The following is a 25,515-nucleotide window of genomic DNA, read 5'->3' as shown; positions in this document are numbered from 1 at the left end:
CGCCGAATATTTCGGTTTCCCCTGTCACGGTGAAGGTGTAACGAACGGACGAACCCGACGGCCATCTTAAGGAAAAAACCATGATCGAGATTGTGATCGCGATATCTACTGGTGTAGCAGCATTCGTCGCCACCAACCTCGACGATATATTGATCCTGACGATTCTCTTCAGCCAAACGGGAAAACTCTTCCGTCATCGCGATATCGTCATCGGTCAGTATATCGGCTTTAGTCTGCTGGTTATTGCCAGTTTGGCGGGATTTTTCGGCTGTTTTCTCATCCCTACCCCCTGGATTCGCTATCTAGGCCTCGTTCCTGTGATTCTCGGCATCGTTTCCCTTCTCAAAGAAGAGGAGAAGGAGGAAGAGCCGGAGAATGTCGAATTGGACCTGGAGGGTGCGAAACATTCCCCCTTCGGCGTAGCTCAGGGTAAACCCTTCGGCCGTTGGTTTGACCCGCGCACCTATAGCGTGGCTGCGTTGACCGTCGCCAACGGGAGCGATAATATCGGTATTTACGTTCCCCTGTTCGCCAGTAGTAGCATAACAAGTCTGATCGTTATCGTCAGCGTTTTTTTGATTCTGGTGGGGGTTTGGTGTGCGTTCGCCTACGGGTTGACCAGTGTGCCGACCATCGCCACTATCTTAACCAGTCAGGGAAGTACCTTCGTTCCCTGTGTGCTGATCGGTCTGGGTATTTTTATCGTCAAAGAAAGTATTCCCCTCGCGTTTTTGGCCTTAGGAATTAGCTATCTCTGGGCGATCATCGGTCGCAGTCAGGGACTGGCAAGAAAATAAAATACCATTTATTTACTAGGCAGAATTATCACATTAAATCTGGTTATTAAAAACTGATTATTTATTTCTCCTTTTGCCTCTTGCCGTTCGGCTGAGCTCACGGCCGAAGCCTTTTGCCTTTTGACTGTCCTTATAAGTAGCCTATACTCAACGGATTTAGTATTACTTCCCACTTGATCACTCAATCCAAGCTTTTGGGGGGTTCTACCCCCCAAACCCCCCGTTGGGGACGCAAGCGCCGTCCCCAAACCCCTCGCGCATTAGTTTTTCGGTGGGATGCTTACACGCAGCTGCTGACGCATCTGTAATAATTTAAGAGTCACTCCCCTTGCAGGAGTACCTCTCCTGATATGTAGCTTATACTTAACGGATTTAGTATGATCGACGAATTTGCGTTATTTCAGTTTCTATTTCCCAGGCAGAATTATCACATTAAATCTGGTTATTAAAAACTGATTATTTATTTCTCCTTTTGCCTCTTGCCGTTCGGCTGAGCTCACGGCCGAAGCCTTTTGCCTTTTGACTGTCCTTATAAGTAGCCTATACTCAACGGATTTAGTATCACATCCCAAGGGGTGATTCTGAGTAGGGTGTAGGGTTAGGAGATTTTAACTCACTGAGAACAACGATTTGATGAGTTGCATTCCAGACGTTTTTGACGCTCTGCTAAGATTGTTTTTACATTCGGTCTTCCGGTTAAGGTTAATCGCCAAGAAGCCCAAATTTCATAGATAATATCCACTAGAAACCCAATAACCGGCCATTTGGTAGCGGCATAAATCCAACCGATGCCCAAAATATCATAGACTTGGCGAAACACTTCCACATTTTGGAGGATAGTACCATCGGCTAGTACAGCGTGGATTCGTCCCATGGCCGCCGCGAAGGAAATACCGCCATTTTCCTCCGGATTATAGTTTTCGGCGGCAATATCGACAAAAGCAACTAATCCTCTCCCAGCATCCCGTTTTTGCAGAAAATTAACCTCCCGCAAGCAGAGGGGACATTCTCCATCGTAGAGGAGTTTAATTTTCCAAGAGGGCGATCGAGTAGAATTTTCTAAGGTATCAGCAGATGGAGTCGGTAAAGATGACATGATCTTCTAGGGATTCTCTTTTCAGTGGTCGGTAATTATTGAGGGGTTGAGAAGTAGGGAGTGGGGAAGTGGGGAAGTGGGGAGAATAAATAAAAGCAATCTCCTGAATACTGGCTCGGAGAATACTGACTCCTGATGATTATTTTATGGCAATTTATCAGATTGGATGGTATCACTCTCTATTGGTTCTCGATCGTTGCGTTTTGAGAAACCCCAAGCAAAGAGGATAGCAATTAAACTAATCATAATCCATTCTGGCGGCACAAAATCGGGGCTAATCACCCGCAACAGCAATCTTAAACCCACCAAACCGACGGTGACAAAACCAGCATCTTCTAGGTGGGTGTATTCCTCTAACCAGCGAATAAATAAACCCGCCATAAAGCGCAGGGTAACTACTCCGATCGTACCACCAAGCAGAATTAACCAAGTATCATCGGCCACGGCGATGGAGGTGGTGACACTATCGAGGGAAAAAGCTAAATCGGTAACGGCAATTAGGGGGATAGCTTGCCAGAGAGAGTGAAACTGGAGACTATGATGGCTGTGATCCTTGTCTTCAGGGGAGGCAAAGTAATTAAAGACTAACCAGAGCAAATATACTGCTCCCAAAAGTTCAAACTGCCAGTATTTAACCACCCAGGTGGCGGTAAGAATCAAGATCATACGGAGAATATAGGCGAAAACTAAGCCAATATTCAAGGCCTGACGTTGACGCTGATGATCTCCTAATCCCTGTGCTATGGAAGCGAGAGCAATGGCGTTATCTGCTGATAATACCGCTTCTAGGGCAATGAGAACCAACAGAATTAACGGGGTTTTTAGACTAAGGGTTAGAGATGAATCAAGGAGCGAGTCTAACATTGAGGCCGCAGGTAAAAATAAATGTAATCATGGCAATACCCCAGCTTAACGCTTTTACAACTTTCTTTTCTAGGGGAGATAACCGTCATCGGGGTGGGGAGATATGAAGTCTTGTAACGAAATGATGCAGAGGACCCCGATGATGTCGGAAAGTATTGGATGAATATCTTTATGAGGAGATAATCAGCAATGCTTTCTGATACTCAAGTTTTGGTCGCTCTGGTAATTGCTTTAATCCCCGGGATTTTGGCTTTTCGTCTAGCGACGGAACTTTATAAGTAAAACCGCTTTCAATAAACCCTAATCCCGTCTGACCTAGCTATAGGATAGACCGATTAGGGTTTTTCAGTTATCGGTCATCAGTTACCAGTTGTCGGTGATTGGGTGTAAATTGAAAGTAATTAGCCACTTTTCTGACCGATTTTACTTATACTCGTAAATCTATGACCGCACGAACAGTTAATCGAAATCAAACCGACAAAAAACCACGAACAAAGCAAAAAAGCGGCAATAAATCCCAAAAATGGCAAGTTATCGAGATTTGGCTGCGAATTATTGCCTATAGCGCTCTTTCCATCACGGCAGTTTTTGCGATCGCTCGTTTGCTACCCTACCAACAGATGCAACAGGCAAAACTGGAAGAAGTGCGTTTGGCGGTCGAAGAAAAGGAGGAACGCGTCAATCAATTACGCGGTCAATTTACTCGCAGCTTCGATCCTAGTCAAGCGCGGCAAGTCATGGGGGAACAAAGTCCCCGACGGGATCCTAATCAAAGACGCATTTTTTGGGTTTCTCAGTAGATTAGCTGCCCGTGCATCTCAATTACTTGTTAAGAATCTAGGGGAGAGGAGATATCCACAGAGTCAGGATAAAACTAATGACCACAGCGACACAATTCTTAAGCATTTCTGCCTTGACAAAAGAGGATTATTATGGGTGCATCTGAATTTTGGAGAAATATCTATATTACATTTGGGCGCACGCAGTTCGATAAACTCACTGACCACGATGCGCCCCTACCATTGGCGCAATAATATGATTGTCGGGGCGAATTGCCTTCGCCCTCTTTTAATAATTTCTGCTGCTCACCTATAGGTGAGAGAAAATCACAAAATATGAGATGCACCCATTATTATGCTTGTGATTGCGTAAAATTTTCCGATGCACTAAATCCTATGACATTAGTCGATTTTAACTGACTTGAGGGAATCAGATAGGGAATTTACAAGGGGATAAAAATTAAAATCTTTCTGATTTCAAGCTACCAACGACCGGCGCTAGTCACTGAAAACTGAAAACTGAAAACTGAAAACTGAAACCTGAAACCTGAAACCTGAAACCTGATAACTGATAACTGATAACTGATAACTGATAACTGAAAACTGAAAACTGATAACTGAAATGACTCGATCCTATTTTGCTACTACCGCTAGGGGACTAGAAGAAATTGCCGCTAGGGAATTAGAATTCCTAGGGGCTAAAGAAGTGAAACCAGTATTCACGGGAGTCCATTTTCAGGGAGATCTGGCCCTACTCTATCGAGTCAATCTTTGGTCAAGAATTATTTTTCGGGTTTTGGTTCCCATTGCCGAAATTCCCTGTGGGGATGGGAAGGAACTTTATGATGGCATTCAAGCCATTGATTGGCGCGATTATCTCAGCAGTGAGGAAACTTTAGCGGTACAATGTACGGGAACGAACGATCGCCTCAATCACACCCATTACACCGCCTTAAGCATCAAAAACGCTATTATCGACCAACAGCGTCAACAGGGGAATCCCCGTTCTTTTGTGGATACAGAAAATCCCGACCTGCAAATTAACGCTCATATCGAGAAAAATCGCTGTGTGCTTAGTTTAGATAGTTCTGGCCACAGTTTACATCGTCGCGGGTATCATCGGGCCATGGGAGTCGCACCTCTGAAAGAAAGTCTCGCCGCTGCTTTGGTAGAATTATCGGCATGGCAGGATGATATGGCGCTTTTAGACCCTTTTTGTGGTTCGGGAACTATTGTCATCGAAGCGACCTTAAAAGCTTTAAATATTGCCCCCGGTTTATCTCGTTCCCAGTTCGGATTTCAGAAGTGGCCAGACTATCAACCGGATTTATGGCAATCTTTGCTTAAGGAAGCTAAAGAAAAACAAAAATTTCAGCTAAATGCGCCAATTTATGCTAGTGATGCCGATTACGAGGTTCTACATCAGGCCGAGGATAATGCCTATTTTTGTCAAGTGCAGGACCATATTAATTTTAGCTTGCAAAGCATCACCGATTTAGAACCGACGAGCGATCGAGGGATTATTCTCTGTAATCCCCCTTACGGCAAAAGATTGGGCAATACCGAAGAATTAGGGGCCTTATATAAATCCTTCGGTGATGTCTTAAAACAGAGGTTTAAGGGTTGGACAGCCTATATTTTATCGGGAAACAAAGAACTGACTAAACAAATCGGTCTGCGTTCTTCCCGTCGCACTCCCTTGTATAACGGTTCTTTGCCCTGTACCCTCTTAAAATACGAATTGTATTAACTACATCAAAACCTTGAGACTGTCAAGGGCTAAATGAACATTCTGACGAACTGAGGCGGCAGAAGTGTGTAAATCCAGACGTTCAGCATCGGTCAAACGCACTTCCAGAATACTTTCCACACCCCGACAGCCTAAGCGACAGGGAACCCCCAGATAGACATCCTGTAAACCGTATTCACCTTTAAGATAGGCTGCCGCCGGCAGTAAACGGGATTGATTTCTCAATATCGTCTCGACCATGATACAGGCAGAGGAAGCGGGGGCGTAATAAGCGCCGCCAGTTTGCAGTAATTTGACGATTTCAGCCCCACCGTTGCGAGTTCTCTCCACTAGACGATTAATCGTTATCTCGTCCATTAATTCGGTAATCGGCACACCACTGACGGTACAGTAACGGGGTAGGGGCAACATTAAATCACCGTGACCACCCAAGACCATAGCATGAACGTCGGCGGTACTAACCCCCAATTCCATGGCGATAAAGGTTTGTAAACGGGAAGAATCGAGGACTCCGGCCATTCCCATCACTCTTTGGGGGGGTAAACCGGTTGATTGCCAGACTAGATAGGTCATCACATCAAGGGGATTAGTGATGACGATAAAAATGGCCTCTGGAGAATACTGGAGGCATTTAGTGGCGGCCTCGACAACAATTTTGGCATTGACATTCATGAGATCATCGCGACTCATGCCCGGTTTTCTGGCTAATCCGGCCGTAATCACGACAATATCCGAGCCTGCCGTGTCTTCGTAGTTATTAGTGCCAATAATCTCGCTGTCGTGCAGTTCTATGCCCTGGGCTTCCATCAAATCTAGGGCAATACCCTGGGGCAAACCATTGACGATATCGAGGAGAACCACATCGGCGAGGTTTTTTTCGGCGATGCGTTGGGCCAGGGTGCGTCCGACGTTGCCAGCACCAATAACCGAGACTCGGGGCGATTGACAGGGGATGGGTGTATCGTAGAAGTCAACCATGGTTTATGGATGAGGCAATTCCTCATCAGGCGGGTTCCAGTTGTTCGAGCTTTAGCCACACACTGGGGGTAGGAACGTAGAATTTAACCAAAGCGTAATCATCTTTTATATCCAAGACTTCTGCTGTCGAGTTGAACATATAACTGGGTAAACGGCGATCGCTGGCTAGGGCTTCGAGGCTATTTTCTAGGTTTCCCGTCACCACGCGGACTAAAGCTCCTTTCTTAATTGTAGCTGCCATGTTTTTCTCGTTAAATTTGCTTGGGGTTTCTCCCATAAATTGTTACATATTCCGGCGGGCCTCTGACAAGAGAGTGTAGAATGTGGGGTGTGGCAATGATGAATTATGAATTGGGGAGTGGGGAGAATAAATAAAAGCTGTCTCCTGTCTCCTGAATCCTGTCTCCTGAATCCTGTCTCCTAACTCCACCAATAAACTTTTTGGGCAAACCCTAATTAAAACTCAACCCTTTGACCATAACTTAAGAGACCTTGTAGGGTGGCGAGGCGATTTTCCCAGACTTGTATTTGATAGGGAGATAAATCTTTTTGTCGGGACATCACAGATTTAAATTGATAGCTAAATCGCTTTAAGGCATTTTGAGTTAAAGTCCAATTGCGAGGGCTGGGATTATTAGCTAATTGCTCTAATAAATTAGCCATTTCGTCCACTTCTTGCCCCCAAGTTTTTAAGGTTAGCTCCTCCATTGCCCATAAATTATTCGTTATTAAAAAACTCCACTCTTGACGCAGGAAATTAAACCGCGATGCTGCCGTTTTAAAGGGTTGACGGTGGGGTAAAGGTTCGGCTTTTTTCGTAATTATCGATCCCTGAATGCGATTAAGAATTGTTTGCAGGTTGGGATTGAGATTTTCTGTGGCAAAAAGAGCGAATCCCGAAGTGGGAAGATTGCGAATAAATTGTAGTTGATCGATGGTGACTTGATCGGGTACTTTTAACAGACGGATACCGGGTATAATCAGAGCATTTCCTGCTATTTGGCGATCAAATAAAGACTGGGTTTTATCTTCTAAAGTCCCTGTATCGAGCGCATAAGTCATTAAAAATATCAGGTCTATCCATTGATTTTGTCCCCATTCTTCCCAGTTTTGTTGAATACGATATAATCGTTCTTTTTGTTCTAGGGGAAACACCGCCGCCGACATTTTTAAGTGGGGGCGGATCTGTTTTAATCGAGTGGAAACTTGCGAGACAAAAGTATCAACCTGACGGATTTTAAAGCTAGTCCATTGTTCCCATAAAGCACCCCGGGTATTTAAAGTAATGGGATCAACTCCTGTCATTTGTTTAAATAACCAACGGCTGGATTTACCATAACCATAGGTTTGATGAGAATTTTGACTCTGGAAGGGATAGCGAATATAATCTAACTGCAAGCCATCCACATCGTAATTCTTGACAATTTCCTCGTAAAGAGATAAAAGATAGTTCTGTACGTCGGGATTAGCAGGATCAAAAAAGGCTTTTTTCGTGCCTTGACTGTAATCAAAAGAACCACCACTTTTATTAGTTGCCCGCCAATCGGGATTACGCGATAAAACTGGACCCAGATAATCTAATGGTTGCCCTAATACTTTATTATGAGCTTGATTAGCCGCCGCAAAAACCCACACCCAGGCGTGGATTTCCATATTGCGTTCATGGGCTAATTTAACGGCAACTTTAAGGGGATCCCAACCTCTAGTTAAAGGGTTTTGTTCGGGGGCAACTTGACTGGGATAAATAGTATAACTAGCATTAACTGTCTCGAAAAAGACCACATTAATACCCGCTGCCGCCATGCGATCGAATACTTTAGCTAAATCCTCCTCGTTTTTAGCTTCTACGATCGTGCCTCGATCTAACCACATTGCCCGTATTTCTGGTTGGGCAAATTGTCGATTAGTGGGATAATTATCCCAAAGATTTCGCCGCGCTTGTAACCAAAATTCCCTCGCTTGGGTATAGGAACCCTGGACGATTAAATTCTGAAAATTATTTAAGGTTCCTTGGGCATTTTCTAGAGCTAAACGGAATCGTCTGGCTGTATCTGTGGTGGGGGAATTTTTCCCACGATTATGAAATGCTTGTGCTAAGGATTTATCAGTATTGGATATATTACTATTACTGGCCTCTGAAGCTAAGAGAGTCACCCCATAACGCCCGATTAATCCCTGCAATTCCGCAGTCATCTGGCTAATTTGTTGGGGAGTTAGGCTCGCTTTGGGGGGAATTTGCCCGGTACTCGGACTTAATCTCGCCGTTTCCCTGGGGGGATTTTCTGAAATCTGCGGTAGAGGGCGACGGGGTGCGGTCGCAACGCGCTCGCTACGCGAGATCGCTGTTGGGGTATTATTAATATTATTAACTATTGTTGATTGGCCTTGACAATAGGGCGCAATTGTGTTAAGAGAAGAACTGCGATTAATGCCGTAGCGTTGCAGGGCGGTTTCTAGCCAAGCGCTATCGAGGGCGAGATTAGCGACGGCATCGCTGCCCCAGCGCCAACCGAGAAAGATCGAGTTATTATTGAGGACAACGGCGGGGGGATTATTGCGCGCCCCCCAGACGGCAACGGTTTGGCTATTAACTCCCGTGGGGATAACCACACCACCGAGGAGACTGCTGGCTAAAGGTTTTTGGTTTTTCAATTCACCTAAATTAGTCGGCCGCAGGGTGTAAGCTTGGGAGTGGGGATAGGCCCAGTAGGCCCCAAATAGCGATCGCAGTTGATTACGCACAGCAGGTTCCGAAAGATTCCCCGCCGGACCGGTGACAATAATTTTACCACCGCGATTAAGCCAACGACTCAAGACACCAGCTTGTAAACCGGAAATAGTCTCGACGTTGGGGATGATGAGAACCTTAATTTTATTTAAATCCTTGTCAGTTTGCCACTGATTACTCTGGAGAATGCAGTAATTAACGCCGACATTTTGCAAACGATTGGTGATAGCTGTCCATTGATTGGCATTTTCTTGACTTTTTAACACTGCCACCGGTGTCGCTAAAACTGGGATCGGCAGCAAGACACCCACACAGGACAAGAGACCGGCAATTAGGGGCTTGTTAAAAAGATGATCAAGACGGAAGGACGATCCCAGCACGTTTTTTTCTCTTAATTTTTTTGGTTAACTCCTCCTGATTTTACCCAACTTAGCCAAAAAAGAGTATCTTTGGGAACAAAAATTGCGTCTTAGCTGTCGGCAACAGGGTTTCAGGGTATTGGGGTGTTAGGGTTTTAGGGTGTTAGGGTTTTAGGGTGTTAGGGTGTTGGGGTTTTAGTTGAAATTCCCCACTTCCCTACTCCCCCACTTCCCCATTCCCCCACTTCCCTATTCCCCATCTCCCTACAACTGTAGAGACAATTGCCGAAAGTGATCGCCGCGATGTTCAAAACTTTGGTATTGGTCAAAACTAGCGCAAGCGGGGGATAATAACACCACTTTAGCCTCTTTTGCCAGTCCTAGTTCGGCTGCGCGTTGAACTGCCCTGTCCATCGTTTCTACACATTCATAATCTTGATAACCAGCTGACTGTAAACGACGGGCAAAATCGGCGGCAGCGTCACCAATAAGCAGCACAGTGGCGACTTTTGCCTTAATTTCAGCGATCCAAGCCCGATCATCCCCTGCTTTCGCTTCTCCCCCCGCGATTAAAATCACCGGACTCGGGACGGATTGTAAGCCTACTGCGGCCGCATCGTAGTTAGTTGCTTTACTATCATTAATAAAGTCTAGTCCTTTATAAGTACAAATATACTCTAAGCGATGGGCAACTCCGGGGAAAGTGGCGATCGCTTCGGTAATGGCTTTTTTCTCGATTCCTGCCAATCTAGCGGCGGCCACAGCCATAAGCAAATTCTGCTGATTGTGACTACCCACCATTTTCAGGAGATTAACTGGGGCAATTAACTCCCCAAAAGCCACGATCCAGTTATCTTGCAGATAAACACCACGACTAGGATCGCCCAAAAGCGCATCTTTGCCCTGCACAGAAGTCCAGTAAGCTTGTTGCCATTGACTAACACCGATTTGACGCAGATAGGGATCATCACCGTTGAGGATTTGGCGATCGCTTCTTTGCAGTAAAGAGGCTTTAATCTGATAATAATTTGCCAGGGTTTGATGACGACTGAGGTGATCGGGGGTAAAAGTTGTCCAGATGCCGATTTTCGGCGATAAATCCCGACTAGACTCGATCTGATAACTACTAATCTCCGCAATAATCCAATCGTATTGATCGGCTTTTAAAGCCAATTCACAGGCAGCATAGCCGATATTACCGCAGGAAGGGGCATTTAACCCCGCTTTTTGAAAAATAGCGGCACAGAGGGCGGTGGTGGTGGTTTTGCCGTTAGTTCCCGTAATCCCCAACCAAGGAGAAGATTGCAGATAACGCCAAGCTAATTCTAATTCTCCGATCGTATCGATGCCTTTTTCTCTAGCGGTAATTAAAATCGGGGCATCCCAAGGCACGCCGGGGCTAACCACGATAAGATCGGGCAAGTCCGAAGCCTCTAGACTGAGATTTTGACCAAGATTGACAATAATTCCTTCCCTTTCCAGATTGGTTTTGGTTGCTTGTAAACTGGGAGAATCGGAGCGATCGCTTAATGTCACCTGCCAACCATCCCGTTTTAAGCATCTTGCCGCTGCTATTCCCGATCTTCCCAATCCAATAATCGCCGCTTTCGCCATCTTGTTGCCACTCTACTCAAGAGTCAATTTTTAGCAATCTCTATCCTACTGTGGATTGTTACCTTATTTCTGCCCCTAGATAAGCGATAATCTTAGTCTATTCTGTCTGCTCCTTGCAGTCTAATAAAATAGAATGCTTATAATTTAGTCCTTGAACTGACAAAAATTAGTATGAATATTCAACTAAAACCCAATCAAGAAAAATTTATCGAAGAACAGTTAAAAAGTGGCAGATTTGATCATGTAGAGCAGCTCATAGATACCGCTTTACACTTGCTGGACACCATCAATGAAGATTATTTACAATGGCGAGAAGAAACTGGTCATCAAATTGATATTGCTGTAGCCGAATTAGACAACGGGGAAGGATTAGAGGTCGAAACGGTTATCAACAATATTTTAGAAAAATTTCAGAAAGAGCGTCAATCCTAATCATGAATCTTTATATTATTGCCCCATCAGCCAGTCAAGATTTAAACGTGGAAGCTGGGGAAAAACTATTGATAAAATTTTCCCCAAAGTGTCAACAATTAGCACAATTTCCCAATTGAGGACGTAGTTACAGTCATATTAGACCATCCTTGAGAGGTTTACCTTTAGATGGATATATTATTTTCTCTTGAGTTATTGATGACACAGTAGAGATTTTAAGAATAGTTAAGTACCTAAGCAAAATTAATTACACATATCTAAACACCTCTTGCCTCTTGCAAGAGTGCCTCTTGCCTATCTTCACTAGGAAATTAATTTTGCACGACTACTTAGCGGTCGTCAAGACTTAGAAGCTTTATTCTCCGAGATAAAATAAATCCTTAGCAAAAATCCAGCAGAATTGGACAGACTCCAAGACCTTTCAATTGGCATGATTGCCTTTCCTGATGGCTGACGGCTGATAGCTAAAAAGCTGACGACTGAATCATAAGTACCTAAGCAAAATTAATTACACATCCAAGCCGTCACCCGTCAGCCAAAAGCTTTTTGCTGTGACCAGTAAACAGTGAACTAAAAATTCAAATCTGATCCCTGATAGCTGTCCCGGAGTCCCCGTCTCCTGACGACCGTCTCCTGACGACCGTCTCCTGTCTCGACTAGGAAATTAATTTTGCACGACTACTTAAAACTATTTCCCCTAGGAAAACAAAATTCTCTCGCTTGCGTCTAGATCGATAAAATAAATGCAAGTACGATCTCCATAACAACGCACTCTATTTATGAATCTAAAATCATCCTTAAAATTTACCCTACTGTTTTCACTTCTGGGGGGTTGTCTCCTGACTACACCTAGTCAAGCGACTCTCTTTGAACAACGAGAAGTTAATCAAGAGGATTTTATCGCTATTGCCCGACCCTACGGTAACGGTAAATACGATTTACTGATTTTGCAACAAATCCCAGGAAAACGCCAATGTTGGGCGGTAAATGGCACAGAACCGACCATTGTTCAGCCTCTGCTCCTCGATTTCGATTTTACCGGCAGTTGTGAACGGGCCACCGACAGTAACGGTTATTCCCTTCGCATTCAGGGCAAAGATTACGGTTTAGAATACCTGCTGCGTATCGTACAACGCAACGGGGAATTAGTCCTCGTGGGAACCCCCCGCAATCCCAGGCAATCGGAGGTAATTATTGGACGGACAAAAGGTTTAGGGACCGGTTTAATGCAAATTTATCTCATCGATGGCTGGCGCTTTACTAAACGCAGTCTAGCCAGTCAAAATCTCAGTCATATCTATCTAACTGCCGATAGTCCCAATTTCAATCCTCCCCCGGAATTACTCGCGGGTACCCAATCGTCTATCCCCCCCACACCCCTCCCCAGAGAATCCGTCAAAGCAGAAACACCGGTTAATCCTGCTGCTAATCCCGAAGTGCGAGAATATACCTTTACGGCTGCAGAAACAGCAGTACAGAGCAATCCTCGGCCAGGGGTCACTAATCCAGTACCAGAGCCAAATTTTACGCCACAGACCCCTGTTACCCCTAATTTACCTCCCCTGACTCCTCCCCTTCGACTTGGCTCAGGGCAAGCCAATGCTCAGAATAATAATGCAATTGTACCACCACCGCCGCCGCGCAACCTAGGCAATCAGAGAAGTTTATCGGATGTGATTACTTTTAATCGACCGGCTGCTAATCCCAGTAGTGGTAATATGAGCAATAGTGGCCGCAAAGGCTTTAAAGTAGTAATTGAAGCTAAAACCGAAAGCGATCGCACTAAGGTTCGTTCTCTCTATCCCGACGCTTTCCCCACTTCCCACCAAGGTCGTCGCGTCTGGCAAATAGGCGCGTTTAGCAGTCGCGATAAGGCTGAAAACGCTTTACAAACTCTTGCCCCCCTGCGCGGATCGATCGTACCATTTTAGCCTTTAAAAATTGTTAGATGCCCCCCTTATTAAGGGGGGATTAAGGGGGGATCGGCACCCCCCTTATCAAGGGGGGCAGGGGGGATCGAACCCAAAATCTATCGTTTAATTAGAACCACTTACTTAACTGATAACATGGAAATATCGGAACTAAAAAAAGGTATCGAGATAGTAGGATTGCGCCTGGGTAAAACCCAGGACTATCTTTGACTTACCCACTTTAAGGGCGAAAATTAAAGACTTAGAACAGGTGGCAGCCGTCCCCACTTTTTGGGATAATCCCGATACTGCTCAAAAAACCCTGCAAGAACTAAACGAATGTAAATCTTCTTTAGAAACCTATCAGGGTTGGTGTGAACAATTAGAAGATACCAAGGCAATTATCGAGTTATTAGAATTAGAGTCCGATCGAACTTTACTAGAAGAAGCGACGGACAATTTAACTCATTTACAGCATGACCTCGATCATTGGGAATTGCAACAGCTTTTAAATGGTCCCTACGACCCAAAAGGAGCAGTTTTAACGATTAATGCGGGGGCCGGGGGAACCGATGCCCAGGATTGGACAGAAATGCTCCTGAGAATGTATTCTCGCTGGGCCGAGAAACAGGGTTATAAAGTCACTTTAGCGGAAATATCAGAAGGAGATGAAGCGGGAATTAAATCGGTGACAATTGAAATTGCCGGAACTTATGCTTACGGTTATCTGAAAGGAGAAAAAGGCACCCATCGGTTAGTAAGAATATCCCCTTTTAATGCTAATGGTAAACGTCAAACCAGTTTCGCCGGGGTGGAAGTGATGCCAATTTTGGGCGATGATGCGGTGAGGGTAGAAATTCCCGATAAAGATTTAGAAATTACCACCACTAGATCGGGGGGAAAAGGTGGACAAAATGTTAATAAAGTGGAAACTGCCGTGCGTGTAGTTCATCTTCCCACAGGTATCGCTGTGCGTTGTACCCAAGAGCGATCGCAATTACAAAATAAAGAAAAAGCCCTAGCTTTATTAAAGGCGAAATTGTTAATTATCGCTCGGGAACAACAGGCTCAAGCGATCGCCGAAATTCGCGGCGATATGGTGGAGGCCGCTTGGGGCAATCAAATCCGTAACTATGTTTTTCATCCCTATCAATTAGTTAAGGATCTCCGCAGTAATGTGGAAACCACTGATGTTACCGGGGTAATGAATGGGGATTTAGATAGCTTTATTGAAGCCTATTTACGTTTGGGCGGGAACAGTGCGGGTTATACTGATTCCTAAGATGAGAGCAGCTCTATTTTCTTGCAAATTCTGTTCTTATTGCTTGTTAAGCTATTTGTCCTCTACTAAGAAGAAAAATCAATGGTTATTATCGAGATTACCAATGTGGAAGAAATATTGAGCGCAAAAATTGGCTCTTTCGCCGCTAAAATCGTCCAAGCTCTAGCAGATGATGAAGGGAAAGTGGAAGAGGTTCTCATCAAAGAATTACAGGCTAATTTTCAGGAAAGGGGGATTAAAGCTAATCTGTTTAGCGTCACTGGGTTAGATATGCTCGGCAATGGCAGGCTAGAAGTTAACGTTAATGTTCGTTCTGCTAATATGATGTCCTAAGAGATAAAATCGCCAATGGTTGGGTTAAATATAGTTAAACCCAACCTTATTTTGGTAGTTACCATCAAAAGCAATGGCAGCGAAGATCGAGGTTATAATAAACCAACAAAATGTAACGGTCCTTGACCGGTAATTAATTCGATAATAATTGCCAGAAAACCGATCATCGCTAATCGACCATTCCACACCTCAGCTGCCGTTGTCATCCCCCATTCCCAACGCTCCTGGGGATACATTTTCATATTCGCTTTCGGATGGGTAATTTGCTCGAAAGTGGTGGGTTTTTCCTCTAAGGATTTGACCACTAACTGGGAGAGAGATTCGATAAACATCGGGTGAGTGTTAAGAGCCGGTACTCGCTGAAAATGTTCAATTCCCGCTTCTTCCGCCACTTCTCGGTACTCTATATCAATTTCTTGCAGAGTTTCGATATGTTCCGAGACAAAGCTAATCGGCACGACCAGTAAATGCTTAATTCCCTGCTCTCCCAACCCTTTTAAAGCATCTTCAGTATAGGGTTTTAGCCATTCCACCGGACCGACGCGACTTTGATAGGCTAAAGTGTACTGATTGGGTCGGTTTAGCGTACGCATGATCGCCCTAGTGCATTCTTCAATTTCCCTTTGATAAGGATCTCCCGCTTCCTCCACATAACTTTGGGGGACACCATGGGCGCTAAAAAAGATATGTACTTGGTCAGGATTAGGACACTGCTCTAATTCTCGCGCAATCAGATCCGCCATAGCGCTCAGATAAGTGGGATGATCGTACCAAGAGGGGATGAGAGTATATTCCGTCAAACGCAGATAGGGATCCTGCTGCCACATTTCCTCCAGTACACGAAAACTGGAACCACTGGTGCTGATGGAAAATTGGGGATAAAGGGGAAGAATAACCAATTTTTTGATATGATCCCGTTTAATCCGCTCGATCGCCTCTTCGGTGAAGGGATTCCAGTAACGCATCCCGATATAAACGCTCACCTCGCGCCCCATTTCCGCGAGACGTTGTTGCAGTGCCGTGGCCTGTGCTTCCGTAATCTTGAGTAAAGGGGAGCCACCACCAATCTGACGGTAATTTTCCCTGGATTTACTCGCTCTTAGCGTCGATATTAACCAAGCTAACGGTTTTTGTAATCCTTTGATCGGTAAACGGATGATCTCTGGGTCAGAAAAAAGGTTAAATAGAAAAGGACGCACATCCTCTAACCGCTCCGGCCCACCCAAATTTAATAATAAAACGCCAACGCGACCCATAGTGTTAACAGATAATTTTTAAATTTTCAGATTCTTTACCAAGTTTAACAATATATCGGTGGAACCGTTAAAACAAATTACAGGCTACAGAGAACTTAATCAAATCTTGGAGGTTGATCTTGGCTACAATTTTACGTCCCCTCAGTTATCAATATCAATGGCTTTACGATGGTATCTCCCGTCTGGCTGCCCTAGCGGTGGGTGGGGAAAACCGTTTTCGGCAATTGGCCCTAGAAGGTTTAAAAATCGCTAAAAATGACCCTATCCTCGATCTCTGTTGTGGTGCGGGTCAAACCACCCGTTATTTAGTACCCCTATCCGATCGCTGTACCGGTTTAGATGTCTCTCCCCGGGCCCTGGAGCGAGCTAGTTTAGCGGTGCCGCAAGCGCATTATGTGGAGGGATTAGCCGAAAAAATGCCCTTTAGTGCCGGAGAATTCGCCCTTGTGCATACTAGCACCGCTCTCCACGAAATGGAACCGGAGCAGTTACAGGAAATCCTTAAAGAAGTGTATCGAGTTCTCAGACCGGGGGGAATTTTTGCCCTCGTGGATTTTCATCGACCCACTAACCCGCTTTTTTGGCCTTCTTTGGCCCTATTTTTGCAATTATTTGAAACCCATACCGCTTGGCAATTTATCGATACGGATCTGATCCAATCTTTACAGGCGCTCGGTTTTCGTGATTGTCAACAAAAATTATACGCTGGTGGCAGTTTACAGGTGATTCAAGCGGCCAAGTGAAGGGATTGACCGGGGAAGATTTTCAGAGGCAGTCGGTCATTTATACTAAATAAGGCAACGGTTTTTTGATCAAGCTGAGTTTGATCGACTCAGTGCCAGTTATTTTTGAGAAGTTAATGACTAGAGCAAAAATTCTACAACCTGATTTAATTTTAGGGGATACGATTCTCGGTCTCAGTCTGGAGATTTTGAGTCAGCGTCAGATTAAGGGATTGATTCTCGATGTGGACGACACCCTTGTTCCCCTCCAGGAAACCACGGTTTCTGAGGATTTACAGCGTTGGGTCGATTCCTTGCGTCTTTATCTACCGATTTGGTTGGTCAGCAATAATCTGAGTGAAAATCGGATCGGTGCGATCGCTGATAATTTACAACTTCCCTACCTTCTCGGTGCGGTGAAACCCTCTCGACGCAAACTTCGGCAAGCGATGGCAGCCATGGGACTTCCCCCCCAACAAATTGCTATGGTTGGCGATCGCTTGTTTACCGATGTTTTAGCGGGAAATCGTCTGGGAATGTTTACCATTCTGGTGAAACCAATGGTAAATCCCTTGACGGGGGGGCAAGCTTATCCAATCCACGATTTTGAGGTGTGGATATCACAAATTCTCGGCGTTTCCCTCCATCCGCAGCATTACTTAATCAAACCTGACCAATCCTCACAAAAGTAAATATTAAAAAATAATTAAGTATAGAGGGAAATAGCGAAAAGTAGGAGATACTATAGATAATTTGAAATGAGGTCAGCCAAGATAAAGACCTTAAATATATGAAAGTCAGTAGATAGACGGTGCCAGTTTTTGCGGATATACGCCAAAAGCTGGTGCTACTGTTTTTTAGTTTTATCTGTTTGGATGTCATACTAAATCCGGTTATTAAAAACTGATTATTTATTCTCCGTTTTGCAAGAGTGCCTCTTGCCTCTTGCAAGAGTGCCTCTTGCCTGTCCTGATATGTAGCCTATACTCAACGGATTTAGATCACATTACCGTGCGGTCTTATCGAAAAAATCAATCATTGCCCGAAGAAGATCAAACCAGAGGATGATAGGCTGAAATCTCCCCCCCCTTGCCACCCCGACGTCGGGGGGGTTGGGGTGGTGTTGCCTCTTGCAAGAGTGCCTCTTGCCTGATCCCAACAAGCAATTTAAATTCTTAACAGCTTATGACCCTAGATATTATCCCCGAAGGGGAAGAACGCAAAGTGGAAGCTGTCAGTAGTGCCGCTATTGATGGTGCGCCGATCGCCTATATTGTCGTCTTAGCCGCCATTGTCACTACCCTTTCTTTTATTCCCTTCTCGATTGTCCTCGCTTCCGGCGGTAGTATGCCCCTCAGTCAAGCGGTTTTTCCCCTCTTGGGTTGGTTACTCGGCCCGATCGCTGGAGCGATCGCTGGTGGCATCGGGGCCTTAATTGGGGCTTTCCTCGCCCCCTACACGGCAGGAATTCCCGCTATTTCGGTCTTTGGGGCAATTATAGCCAGTTTTGTGGCGGGAACGATGGTTTTAGGCAAAAAACGCCGTTATTGGTGGTTAGGATTAACGTTAATTTTTCTGATTCCCCTGTTTATCTACGCTAACCGGGCGATCGGACTGAACGGCATTTCGCCACGAATCTTTATTGCTGGGGCTTTCGTCGATTGGTCGGCTTTGGTATTATTTATCCTACCAACCCGGACTCTTTTTACCCATTGGATCAAAGGTAGCAATTTTGTCCTAGTAGCGGCGGGAATTTTTGGGGGTACCTGGACCGCCAGCGGCCTCTCCCATTTAGGGGTCGTCGCCATTACCTACTCGATTTTTAACTGGCCCGAAGAAGTCTGGATCGCTTTAATTGGGATCGTTCCCGTAGAAAATCTGATTCGTTCCTTTGTCGGTATGGTGATCGGTTGTGGTGTGATTGCCGGTTTACGGGCGATCGGTCTGGTCAAATCAAGAGAGGCGATCTACTAAAATGGAAATAATCGGCTAACAGTTATAAATAAACTTTTGCGCCGAATCATCAAGAGTATGCCTAAGAGATTTATTTCCGTCATCCTACTCTTTGGTGCCCTCGGTTTCGTCACCGTCGGCGATATTTTTTTGCCTCGACCTTGGAGTAGCTATAGCCGCAATACCAGAGAACAAATTAATCGGTTGATAGTGTCCCTAATGCCCAAACCCACCCCAGAACCCCCCAGTCAGCAGAGGGAGACGCAACAGGAAGAATTCCTGCGTCGCGTCCAACCCTCCACCGAAAAAAAAGAGAACTAGCGTTTTAGCCAACTCATCATCGCCCGCAGATCTTGGCCGACTTCTTCGATCGAATGTTCTGCCTCTTGACGACGCATCGCAGTGAATCCAGGTTTACCTGCTTGATTTTCGAGGACAAACTCTCTGGCGAATTGTCCCGATTGAATTTCCCGGAGGATTTTTCGCATTTCGGCCTTAGTCGCTTCCGTCACCACCCGCGGACCGCGAGTATAGTCACCGTACTCGGCTGTATTGGAAATACTATCGCGCATTTTGGCCAAACCGCCCTCGACGATCAGATCGACGATCAGTTTTACCTCGTGTAAACACTCAAAATAGGCTAATTCGGGCTGATAACCGGCTTCCACGAGGGTTTCAAAGCCAGCTTTAATTAAAGCGCTTAAACCGCCGCATAATACTGCCTGTTCGCCAAAAAGGTCGGTTTCTGTCTCCTCGCGGAAAGTGGTTTCCAAAACCCCGGCCCGAGTGCCACCGATACCTTTAGCGTAGGCCATTGCCCGATCGCGTGCTTGGCCGGTAGCATCTTGATAGACGGCGAATAAACAGGGGACCCCTTGACCTTGTTCGTAGGTGCGACGGACGAGATGGCCAGGTCCTTTGGGAGCAACCATAACCACATCGACATTATCTGGGGGAACCACTTGACCGAAATGAATATTAAAGCCGTGGGCAAAAGATAACACCTTGCCTGCGCTTAAATTCGGGGCAATTTCGTTGATATAAATCGTTTTCTGCACTTCATCTGGTAAGAGGATCATGATCCAGTCGGCAATTTTAGCGGCTTCGGCCACATCATAAACCGGAATACCAGCTTCTTTGGCTTTGATTGCCGATTTACTGCCGGGATATAGACCAACAATCACATTAACGCCACTATCCTTGAGATTTAATGCGTGGGCATGACCCTGGGAACCATAACCAATAATAGCGATCGTTTTTCCCGCTAATAAATCTAAATTGGCATCCTCATCATAGTACATTCGTGCCATCGAACTCGCTCCTTAACTTCTTTTGTCACTGTGCAAACTCCTAATTATACGGGAAAATCACGCCCGTCAGAAGCATTTGATCGCCGGTTTCCTGAAGTCACGAAAAAATAGTGTCTAGAAAAAATGAACTAGGCTAATCCGCTTCGCGCTTGATTAGCTTTGGAAACGCTAATCTCACAGATTTTGTGCTTTTGACGCTTCCTTTGGCAGACTTACCGTTTGAGTCCTGACGGCTCGACTAGGCAACGGGAGTGTCAACATCCACGTCTGACGACGCTAAGCTGTTCGTAATTTAAATTGCTTGTTGAGACGAGGCAAGAGGCAAGAGGCAAAAGGCAACAGTAAAGGGATTGGGGGCGGTTCGGCTAATCTAAGAGTAAGCGGTTTAAATGCGTCTTAGCTTAGTTCCTAACACCGTGGCTAAATATTTAGTTTTAGCCAGAAATATCTAAGGGGACAAAACCTAATTGACCAATTGTCAATAGAGTTTTAGCTGCACTCACCCTGAGACTTTCTTGAGTATTTATATTTAGTGAATTGTTCGGCTTTTTCTGTCTTTTCCTTTGTCTTTTTCCACCTGCGGAATTTGGGTTGTATTGATTCGGACAATACCCGATGAGCCTTTTTCTGTTAAATCTTGAGGAGTCGTGCGTTTCATTTTTGAATTGGCGTTGTTTTACTCCCTGATGGAAAAAGTCCTGAGCAGTTGAGGCAGCATTGACTTAAGCGATCGCATTTAAAGGTAAAGATTAAACGGGCCGAATGTTTTAGGTTTACCTTGAGTTTATTGCTGTAATTCTTTCAACAAATCTAAGACTTTTTGAGCTTTTGCCGTGTCACCCTGTTGCCGATATAAATTGGCTGCTTTTTGCAAGTCGGCGATCGCTTTTTGACGGTTTCCTGACATTCCATAGACAAGCCCTCGCAGGTTGTAAGCATCAGCATAGTTAGGATCGAGGCGAAGAGTTTGGGTGTAGTCGGCGATCGCTTTTTGATATTCTTTTAATTGACCATAGGCATTACCTCGAAAAAGGTAAGCACTAGCATCGTTAGGATTGAGACGTATCACCAGGTTAAAACCTGCGATCGCTTGCACAAAATCTCCTTTTTTCCATTCCTCTATTCCCTTATTTAAAAAGAACTGGGCAAAGGCTAGTTTAGAATTAGGATTTGATCGAATGCTATCGATCAAATCCTGAGTTACTTTGATTAAATCTATGGTTGTCTGGTATATTTCCGTATCTGTATCTCCCTGTTTTTGAAGTAATTCTGCCGCTTTTCGTAGCTCTGTGATCTGATTTTCTAAATCTCCTAAACCCTTATATGCCATTGCCCTGCCCATGTAAGCTTGAGCATAGTCGGGTTTGAGTTGAATCGCTTGGCTAAAATCGACAATTGCACCATCAAAATCTGCTTTGTCATATTTATCCATCGCCTGAACAAAAAAATTCTCAGCAGTGCTTCCATTGGAAAAATATTGAGCGAGTACGTTAGTATTGGAGATACTTTGTTGAGGTGTTCTTAATTTATTCTGAGCAATTTCTCGGCCCCTAATTGCTTGAGTGAAATTAGGATTCAGTCGTATTGCTGGATCATAATCGGCGATCGCTTTTTGAGAATCTCCCAATTTATCATACAAAGTTGCTCGGTTATAGTAAGCTGCTGCTGAATTGGGATTAAAGCGAATAAATTGGTTATAATCAGCCAGGGATTGGTCATATTGCTGTAAACGACTATAGGCAATTCCTCTGTTGCCATAGGCTTGAGCATAGTTAGGATTAAGACGAATGGCTTCATTAAAATTATTAATGGCAGCCTCTAGATCACCTTGTTGTAATCTTTTTACTCCCTGATTGAAAAAGTCCAGAGCAGTTGAGGCAGCATTGACTTTAGCGAGCGCATTTAAAGGTAAAGATTGAACGGGCCCAGGGAGAGAAAGGAAGCCTAAACCGAGACAGAGGGTGATTAAGATAGAGAAAGGACGGAGAAACATGATTGATTTTCCCTGGCAATGTTTTAGGTTTACGTTGAGTTTATTTTTGTATTATTTTAATAACTTCTAAGATTTCTTGAACTTTTGTCTTGAGGAGTCCTGCGTTTCATTTTTGAATTGGCGGGCCGTGAAAATGCCTCTTAGCTTAAAACCCGATGCCCGACACCCGACACCCTGCCCCCACGAAAAACTTTTTGCCGCAAACCCTAACTAGGGAAAGCTGACTTGATCTAGTGGAGTAGAAAAAAAGGGGGGGGTAATGGCCGATTTTTAGCTTGGACTTGGTTCTTTCACCAAAATTGATTACAATGTCACCATCAATAGGCACTTCCTCTCCTCTCACCCCCTCGAGATTAACCTCGAGCTGAACAAAGATAATCGGGTTACGGCGGTTCCTCTATCTATCTGGCACAGACAACTCCTTATTGGATAAGCCTTGACCCTTAGAAGATGTACCAGACTGAGCCTGAATCCGCCGTAGCGAGTACAGGAATAGGTTCTCTACTCCTCGATTTTCACCTTTTCTGGGTAATTTACCCAGTCAAGATCGTTTATAGACTGATTTACTGCCTTGATCGGGACTAGATGAAATCAGGTCAAAAAATTGTTTGCTTTGTTAATCACCAATTCCCTTAGAGCTGCCGAGGAAAATCTATGGTAAGTTTTTTTAAGAAGCTGTTGACAAGAAAATCTCCAGGTGTTGGCTTAGAGATTACCCCAGAGCGCATTAACGTCGCTCAGATCGCCAAACAGGGACAAAACTATAAATTAGTTAAATATTGTTCGTCGGATATCCCGGAAGGCATCTTTGAGGAGGGAAAAATCGCCGATTCCCCCGCTTTAGCGCAATTAATCCAAGAATTACTCAAGGAAAATCAAATTACTAGCAAACAAGTCGCTACTGGTGTCCCCATGCGCGAGTCAATTATCCGGATTATCCCCATTCCCTCGGAATTGGACGATCAGGAATTGCACGATACAGTCTTAAATCATGAGGCCAGTTTATATCTGCCCTATCCTCGCGAGGAAGTGGATCTCGACTACCAAAAACTGGGCTACTTTCAGGGTGAAGACGGGATTGAAAAGGTACAAGTCTTATTAGTTGCCACTCGTCGGGAAATCACCGATGCCTATAGGTCAACCTTCCAACAGGCAGGATTACAGGTAGATGTGCTAGAAATTAATAGTTTTGCCCTAATTCGGACAATTCGCGAACAGTTGCGACAATTTAGTTCCAATGAAGCCGTCGTGATTGTCGATATAGAATTTGATAACACGGAAATTGCCATCGTGGTGGATGGAGTTCCCCAATTTTCTCGCACTGTCCCCATCGGTACTTTCCAGCTACAAAATGCCATGGCCAGGGCGCTGAATTTGCCCACCTCTCGCAGTCCTGAGATTCTTTTGGGGATGACAATCCCGATTACTGGCTTTGATAGTCTTAGCACCAATACTGGCACTTCGCAAGTCTCTACTAACGCTGGGATAATGGCACTGATGCGGGTTTTAGGAGAATTAACCGATGAATTGCGGCGATCGATTAACTTCTATGTTAACCAAAGTGAGCAACTGGAAATCGTCCAGTTACTTTTAGCCGGTCCCGGGGGGGGAATAGCACAACTAGACGAGTATTTTACCCGACATCTCAGCGTCCCCACCATGCCAATCGATCCGATCGCAGCGCTAAACTTAGATATCAATCAAGAGATTCCCAATACCCGAAGACCGGGGTTAGGAACAGTTCTCGGTTTAGGATTACGGGAGGTATAGACAAAAATTATGTATAGTCTTGACGTTAATTTTCTCAAGGATCGCCATCTTAAGCAAACGGGCGAAAAAACCACCGCGGACAAGATGCCCACCGCTATTAACCTGAGTAAACAAAAACCCCTGTTGATCGGTGTGGGAGTGGGGGCCGGATTATTGGCCCTGACGGGATTACTCGGTTTAATCGTCGGTTGGCAAACCAGCGCAACTCAGGCCACAATTCAGACACTGGACGGGAAATTAGGTCAACTGCAAGGCCAAAGTAAAAAAATAGAGGATTTAAAAGGGCAATTAACGGCGGTAGAAGCAGAAAATCAAGCTCTGGTAACTGTATTCAATCAGATTAGGCCTTGGTCAGCCATTCTCCAAGAAATTCGTCTACAAACTCCCCCTAGTGTCCAGCTAACCAGTCTGCAACAGGTGGATGTTCCCGCAAACCCGGGGCAAGGGCAACCGAATCCGGCTACTCAGTTAAAAATTAGTGGTTTTGCCAGTAGTTACGAAGCAGTCAATGATTATCTCTTAACCCTACAAGCTTCTCCTTTTTTACAGGGTAAGAAAACGGTGATCGAAAGTGCTGCCCTGGCCGATTTGCCCGTACAGGTGGCCAATGAGTACAAAAATATTAGTGTTAGTTTCCCCCAAGCGGTTCAATTTGTGATCACCGCCCAATTAAGTGATACCCCCGCTACTGAACAACTGAAACAGCTGAAACGTAATGGAGCGGAAGGAGTTGTCACTAGGATTAATACCCTCAAAGACCAAGGAGCCATTCAACCATGACCTTTACTGAAGAATACATTGCCAATGAGGACAGGGAATTAGAGGAACTTGACCAGTATCCCACCGCTTTCGGGATAACTTTTACTCCCCGCAATAGTGGCATCACCGCCGGTGTGGTAGGTTTACTTGGCTCCCTCTATCTGCTTTATATTTGGGTGATACCCGCTTATAGTGACTTGCAGAAACTGCAAATCGATAAAGATAGCAAACAACAACAGGTAGATCAACAAACAAGCGGTCTCGGTGCCACGGAATTCCAAAAAATCGAGAGTCAGTTGCAACAAAAAGAGGCAACTAAACAGCAAATTCTGGCGCTTTTTGCTCAAGAAAAGAACTTAAGCACAATTCTCTTAGATATTAGCAAGATATTTAAGTCTCACAATGTTAAGCTGATTAGTTTCCAGCCCCAAGGACTAGAGCCGGTGCTGGTCTCCGATAGTTCCCTCGGTAGTGCGGTTAATAATAAGCTCAAGCGTCAAACTTTTAACGTCAAGATCGAAGGGAACTATACTAACAGCCAAAAGGTGATTCGGGATTTAGAAAGATTACAACCGCTGATTTTGCTGAATAGTCTCAATACCCAGATGGAAAAGGAAGGATCGGCGGTTAAAGTGGTTAGTACCGGTAACAATAAAGCCACTATCGAGCGCCAAGGCGATCAACCCGTTACTACCACCTTTCTTCTCAATGTGATTATTCCTCTCAATGCTGAAGAATTGGCGAAATTAGCACCGCCCCCCCCCGCTGAAGGTCAACCACCCGCCGAAGGTCAACCCGCCGCTAGTCCGCCCCAATAGGAGAACTTTCAA

25 protein-coding genes are annotated in these 25,515 nt (G+C 44.9%); 15 read left to right on the top strand and 10 right to left on the bottom strand.

Annotated features, from left to right (window positions below; translation table 11 throughout):
* The first annotated feature begins 80 nt into the window (after nucleotides 1-80).
* On the top strand, nucleotides 81-797 hold the full coding sequence (locus tag RAM70_RS03330) for a cadmium resistance transporter (protein WP_312672289.1): 717 nt from the start codon (nucleotides 81-83) through the stop codon (nucleotides 795-797).
* Between the two features lie 613 nt (nucleotides 798-1,410).
* Here RAM70_RS03330 and RAM70_RS03325 read toward each other — a convergent pair.
* Entirely contained in the window at nucleotides 1,411-1,893 is a 483-nt protein-coding gene (locus tag RAM70_RS03325) for a thiol-disulfide oxidoreductase DCC family protein (RefSeq protein ID WP_045361139.1), read from the bottom strand.
* Between the two features lie 144 nt (nucleotides 1,894-2,037).
* Nucleotides 2,038-2,757, bottom strand: a complete 720-nt coding sequence (locus RAM70_RS03320; protein ID WP_079206768.1) for a TerC family protein — start codon at nucleotides 2,755-2,757, stop codon at nucleotides 2,038-2,040.
* Nucleotides 2,758-2,946: 189 nt separating this feature from the next.
* Between RAM70_RS03320 and psaM the strand changes: the two genes are divergently transcribed.
* The 3 genes from psaM to RAM70_RS03305 all read left to right on the top strand — a co-directional run bounded on the left by psaM (nucleotide 2,947) and on the right by RAM70_RS03305 (nucleotide 5,286).
* On the top strand, nucleotides 2,947-3,039 hold the full coding sequence (gene psaM, locus RAM70_RS03315; protein WP_012264462.1) for a photosystem I reaction center subunit XII: 93 nt from the start codon (nucleotides 2,947-2,949) through the stop codon (nucleotides 3,037-3,039).
* Between the two features lie 161 nt (nucleotides 3,040-3,200).
* Entirely contained in the window at nucleotides 3,201-3,557 is a 357-nt protein-coding gene (locus tag RAM70_RS03310) for a slr1601 family putative cell division protein (protein ID WP_045361137.1), read from the top strand.
* A gap of 601 nt (nucleotides 3,558-4,158) precedes the next feature.
* Nucleotides 4,159-5,286, top strand: a complete 1,128-nt coding sequence (locus tag RAM70_RS03305; protein ID WP_045361136.1) for a THUMP domain-containing class I SAM-dependent RNA methyltransferase — start codon at nucleotides 4,159-4,161, stop codon at nucleotides 5,284-5,286.
* Here RAM70_RS03305 and mdh read toward each other — a convergent pair whose 3' ends face one another.
* From mdh to murD, 4 genes are all read right to left on the bottom strand, one after another.
* Complete coding sequence (gene mdh / locus RAM70_RS03300; RefSeq protein ID WP_045361134.1) at nucleotides 5,287-6,264, bottom strand: malate dehydrogenase; 978 nt, start codon at nucleotides 6,262-6,264, stop codon at nucleotides 5,287-5,289.
* Between the two features lie 25 nt (nucleotides 6,265-6,289).
* Entirely contained in the window at nucleotides 6,290-6,505 is a 216-nt protein-coding gene (locus tag RAM70_RS03295) for an NAD(P)H-quinone oxidoreductase subunit O (protein WP_288002636.1), read from the bottom strand.
* A 215-nt stretch (nucleotides 6,506-6,720) separates the two neighbouring features.
* Nucleotides 6,721-9,372, bottom strand: a complete 2,652-nt coding sequence (locus RAM70_RS03290; protein WP_190380868.1) for a family 10 glycosylhydrolase — start codon at nucleotides 9,370-9,372, stop codon at nucleotides 6,721-6,723.
* Between the two features lie 243 nt (nucleotides 9,373-9,615).
* Complete coding sequence (gene murD, locus RAM70_RS03285; protein WP_312672279.1) at nucleotides 9,616-10,965, bottom strand: UDP-N-acetylmuramoyl-L-alanine--D-glutamate ligase; 1,350 nt, start codon at nucleotides 10,963-10,965, stop codon at nucleotides 9,616-9,618.
* 171 nt (nucleotides 10,966-11,136) lie between these two features.
* On the opposite strand from murD, the gene RAM70_RS03280 reads away from it, so the two are divergent.
* The 4 genes from RAM70_RS03280 to RAM70_RS03265 all read left to right on the top strand — a co-directional run bounded on the left by RAM70_RS03280 (nucleotide 11,137) and on the right by RAM70_RS03265 (nucleotide 14,922).
* Nucleotides 11,137-11,397 carry a ribbon-helix-helix domain-containing protein gene (locus RAM70_RS03280; RefSeq protein WP_045361252.1) on the top strand — a complete coding sequence of 87 codons (261 nt, stop codon included), beginning with the start codon at nucleotides 11,137-11,139 and terminating at the stop codon, nucleotides 11,395-11,397.
* A gap of 779 nt (nucleotides 11,398-12,176) precedes the next feature.
* The gene (locus tag RAM70_RS03275; RefSeq protein ID WP_045361126.1) at nucleotides 12,177-13,328 is read left to right on the top strand and encodes a DUF3747 domain-containing protein; all 1,152 of its coding nucleotides are present in this window, start codon (nucleotides 12,177-12,179) and stop codon (nucleotides 13,326-13,328) included.
* Between the two features lie 135 nt (nucleotides 13,329-13,463).
* Nucleotides 13,464-14,589 (top strand): peptide chain release factor 2 gene (gene prfB, locus RAM70_RS03270; protein WP_152607030.1). Its coding sequence is split into 2 segments (ribosomal slippage): nucleotides 13,464-13,535 and nucleotides 13,537-14,589, totalling 1,125 coding nucleotides; the frame shifts between segments, so codons are not numbered across the junction.
* An 81-nt stretch (nucleotides 14,590-14,670) separates the two neighbouring features.
* On the top strand, nucleotides 14,671-14,922 hold the full coding sequence (locus RAM70_RS03265; protein WP_002739055.1) for a DUF8653 family protein: 252 nt from the start codon (nucleotides 14,671-14,673) through the stop codon (nucleotides 14,920-14,922).
* 92 nt (nucleotides 14,923-15,014) lie between these two features.
* Here the strand turns inward: RAM70_RS03265 and hemH are convergent, their stop codons facing one another.
* Nucleotides 15,015-16,178: a ferrochelatase gene (gene hemH, locus RAM70_RS03260; protein WP_045361122.1), complete on the bottom strand. Its 1,164-nt coding sequence runs from the start codon at nucleotides 16,176-16,178 to the stop codon at nucleotides 15,015-15,017.
* 119 nt (nucleotides 16,179-16,297) lie between these two features.
* Here hemH and RAM70_RS03255 point away from each other — a divergent pair, with 119 nt between their 5' ends.
* The 4 genes from RAM70_RS03255 to RAM70_RS03240 all read left to right on the top strand — a co-directional run bounded on the left by RAM70_RS03255 (nucleotide 16,298) and on the right by RAM70_RS03240 (nucleotide 19,174).
* Nucleotides 16,298-16,921 carry a class I SAM-dependent methyltransferase gene (locus RAM70_RS03255; RefSeq protein ID WP_312672271.1) on the top strand — a complete coding sequence of 208 codons (624 nt, stop codon included), beginning with the start codon at nucleotides 16,298-16,300 and terminating at the stop codon, nucleotides 16,919-16,921.
* 116 nt (nucleotides 16,922-17,037) lie between these two features.
* Nucleotides 17,038-17,592 carry a YqeG family HAD IIIA-type phosphatase gene (locus RAM70_RS03250; protein ID WP_045361120.1) on the top strand — a complete coding sequence of 185 codons (555 nt, stop codon included), beginning with the start codon at nucleotides 17,038-17,040 and terminating at the stop codon, nucleotides 17,590-17,592.
* A gap of 493 nt (nucleotides 17,593-18,085) precedes the next feature.
* The gene (locus RAM70_RS03245) at nucleotides 18,086-18,874 is read left to right on the top strand and encodes an ECF transporter S component (protein ID WP_045361119.1); all 789 of its coding nucleotides are present in this window, start codon (nucleotides 18,086-18,088) and stop codon (nucleotides 18,872-18,874) included.
* A 57-nt stretch (nucleotides 18,875-18,931) separates the two neighbouring features.
* Entirely contained in the window at nucleotides 18,932-19,174 is a 243-nt protein-coding gene (locus RAM70_RS03240; RefSeq protein ID WP_045361117.1) for a hypothetical protein, read from the top strand.
* Here RAM70_RS03240 and ilvC read toward each other — a convergent pair.
* From ilvC to RAM70_RS03225, 3 genes are all read right to left on the bottom strand, one after another.
* On the bottom strand, nucleotides 19,171-20,163 hold the full coding sequence (ilvC, locus tag RAM70_RS03235) for a ketol-acid reductoisomerase (RefSeq protein ID WP_045361115.1): 993 nt from the start codon (nucleotides 20,161-20,163) through the stop codon (nucleotides 19,171-19,173). The genes RAM70_RS03240 and ilvC overlap by 4 nt on opposite strands.
* A gap of 529 nt (nucleotides 20,164-20,692) precedes the next feature.
* Entirely contained in the window at nucleotides 20,693-20,821 is a 129-nt protein-coding gene (locus RAM70_RS03230; RefSeq protein WP_260441226.1) for a hypothetical protein, read from the bottom strand.
* A gap of 126 nt (nucleotides 20,822-20,947) precedes the next feature.
* Nucleotides 20,948-22,156: a tetratricopeptide repeat protein gene (locus RAM70_RS03225; protein ID WP_080754336.1), complete on the bottom strand. Its 1,209-nt coding sequence runs from the start codon at nucleotides 22,154-22,156 to the stop codon at nucleotides 20,948-20,950.
* A 654-nt stretch (nucleotides 22,157-22,810) separates the two neighbouring features.
* Between RAM70_RS03225 and pilM the strand changes: the two genes are divergently transcribed.
* From pilM to RAM70_RS03210, 3 genes are read left to right on the top strand one after another with little or no spacing between them, the layout of a single operon-like run.
* A complete protein-coding gene (gene pilM, locus RAM70_RS03220; RefSeq protein ID WP_045361113.1) occupies nucleotides 22,811-23,926 on the top strand; it encodes a type IV pilus assembly protein PilM in 1,116 nt (371 codons plus the stop codon).
* A 9-nt stretch (nucleotides 23,927-23,935) separates the two neighbouring features.
* Nucleotides 23,936-24,706, top strand: a complete 771-nt coding sequence (locus RAM70_RS03215; RefSeq protein WP_045361110.1) for a PilN domain-containing protein — start codon at nucleotides 23,936-23,938, stop codon at nucleotides 24,704-24,706.
* The gene (locus tag RAM70_RS03210) at nucleotides 24,703-25,503 is read left to right on the top strand and encodes a pilus assembly protein (RefSeq protein ID WP_312672270.1); all 801 of its coding nucleotides are present in this window, start codon (nucleotides 24,703-24,705) and stop codon (nucleotides 25,501-25,503) included. The genes RAM70_RS03215 and RAM70_RS03210 overlap by 4 nt, the downstream gene beginning before the upstream one ends.
* Nucleotides 25,504-25,515: the final 12 nt, after the last annotated feature.

The organism is Microcystis wesenbergii NRERC-220 (genome assembly GCF_032027425.1).
Classification (GTDB): domain Bacteria; phylum Cyanobacteriota; class Cyanobacteriia; order Cyanobacteriales; family Microcystaceae; genus Microcystis; species Microcystis wesenbergii_A.
Note: the sequence above shows the minus strand (reverse complement) of the source record. Positions and strands in the feature narration are given on the sequence as shown.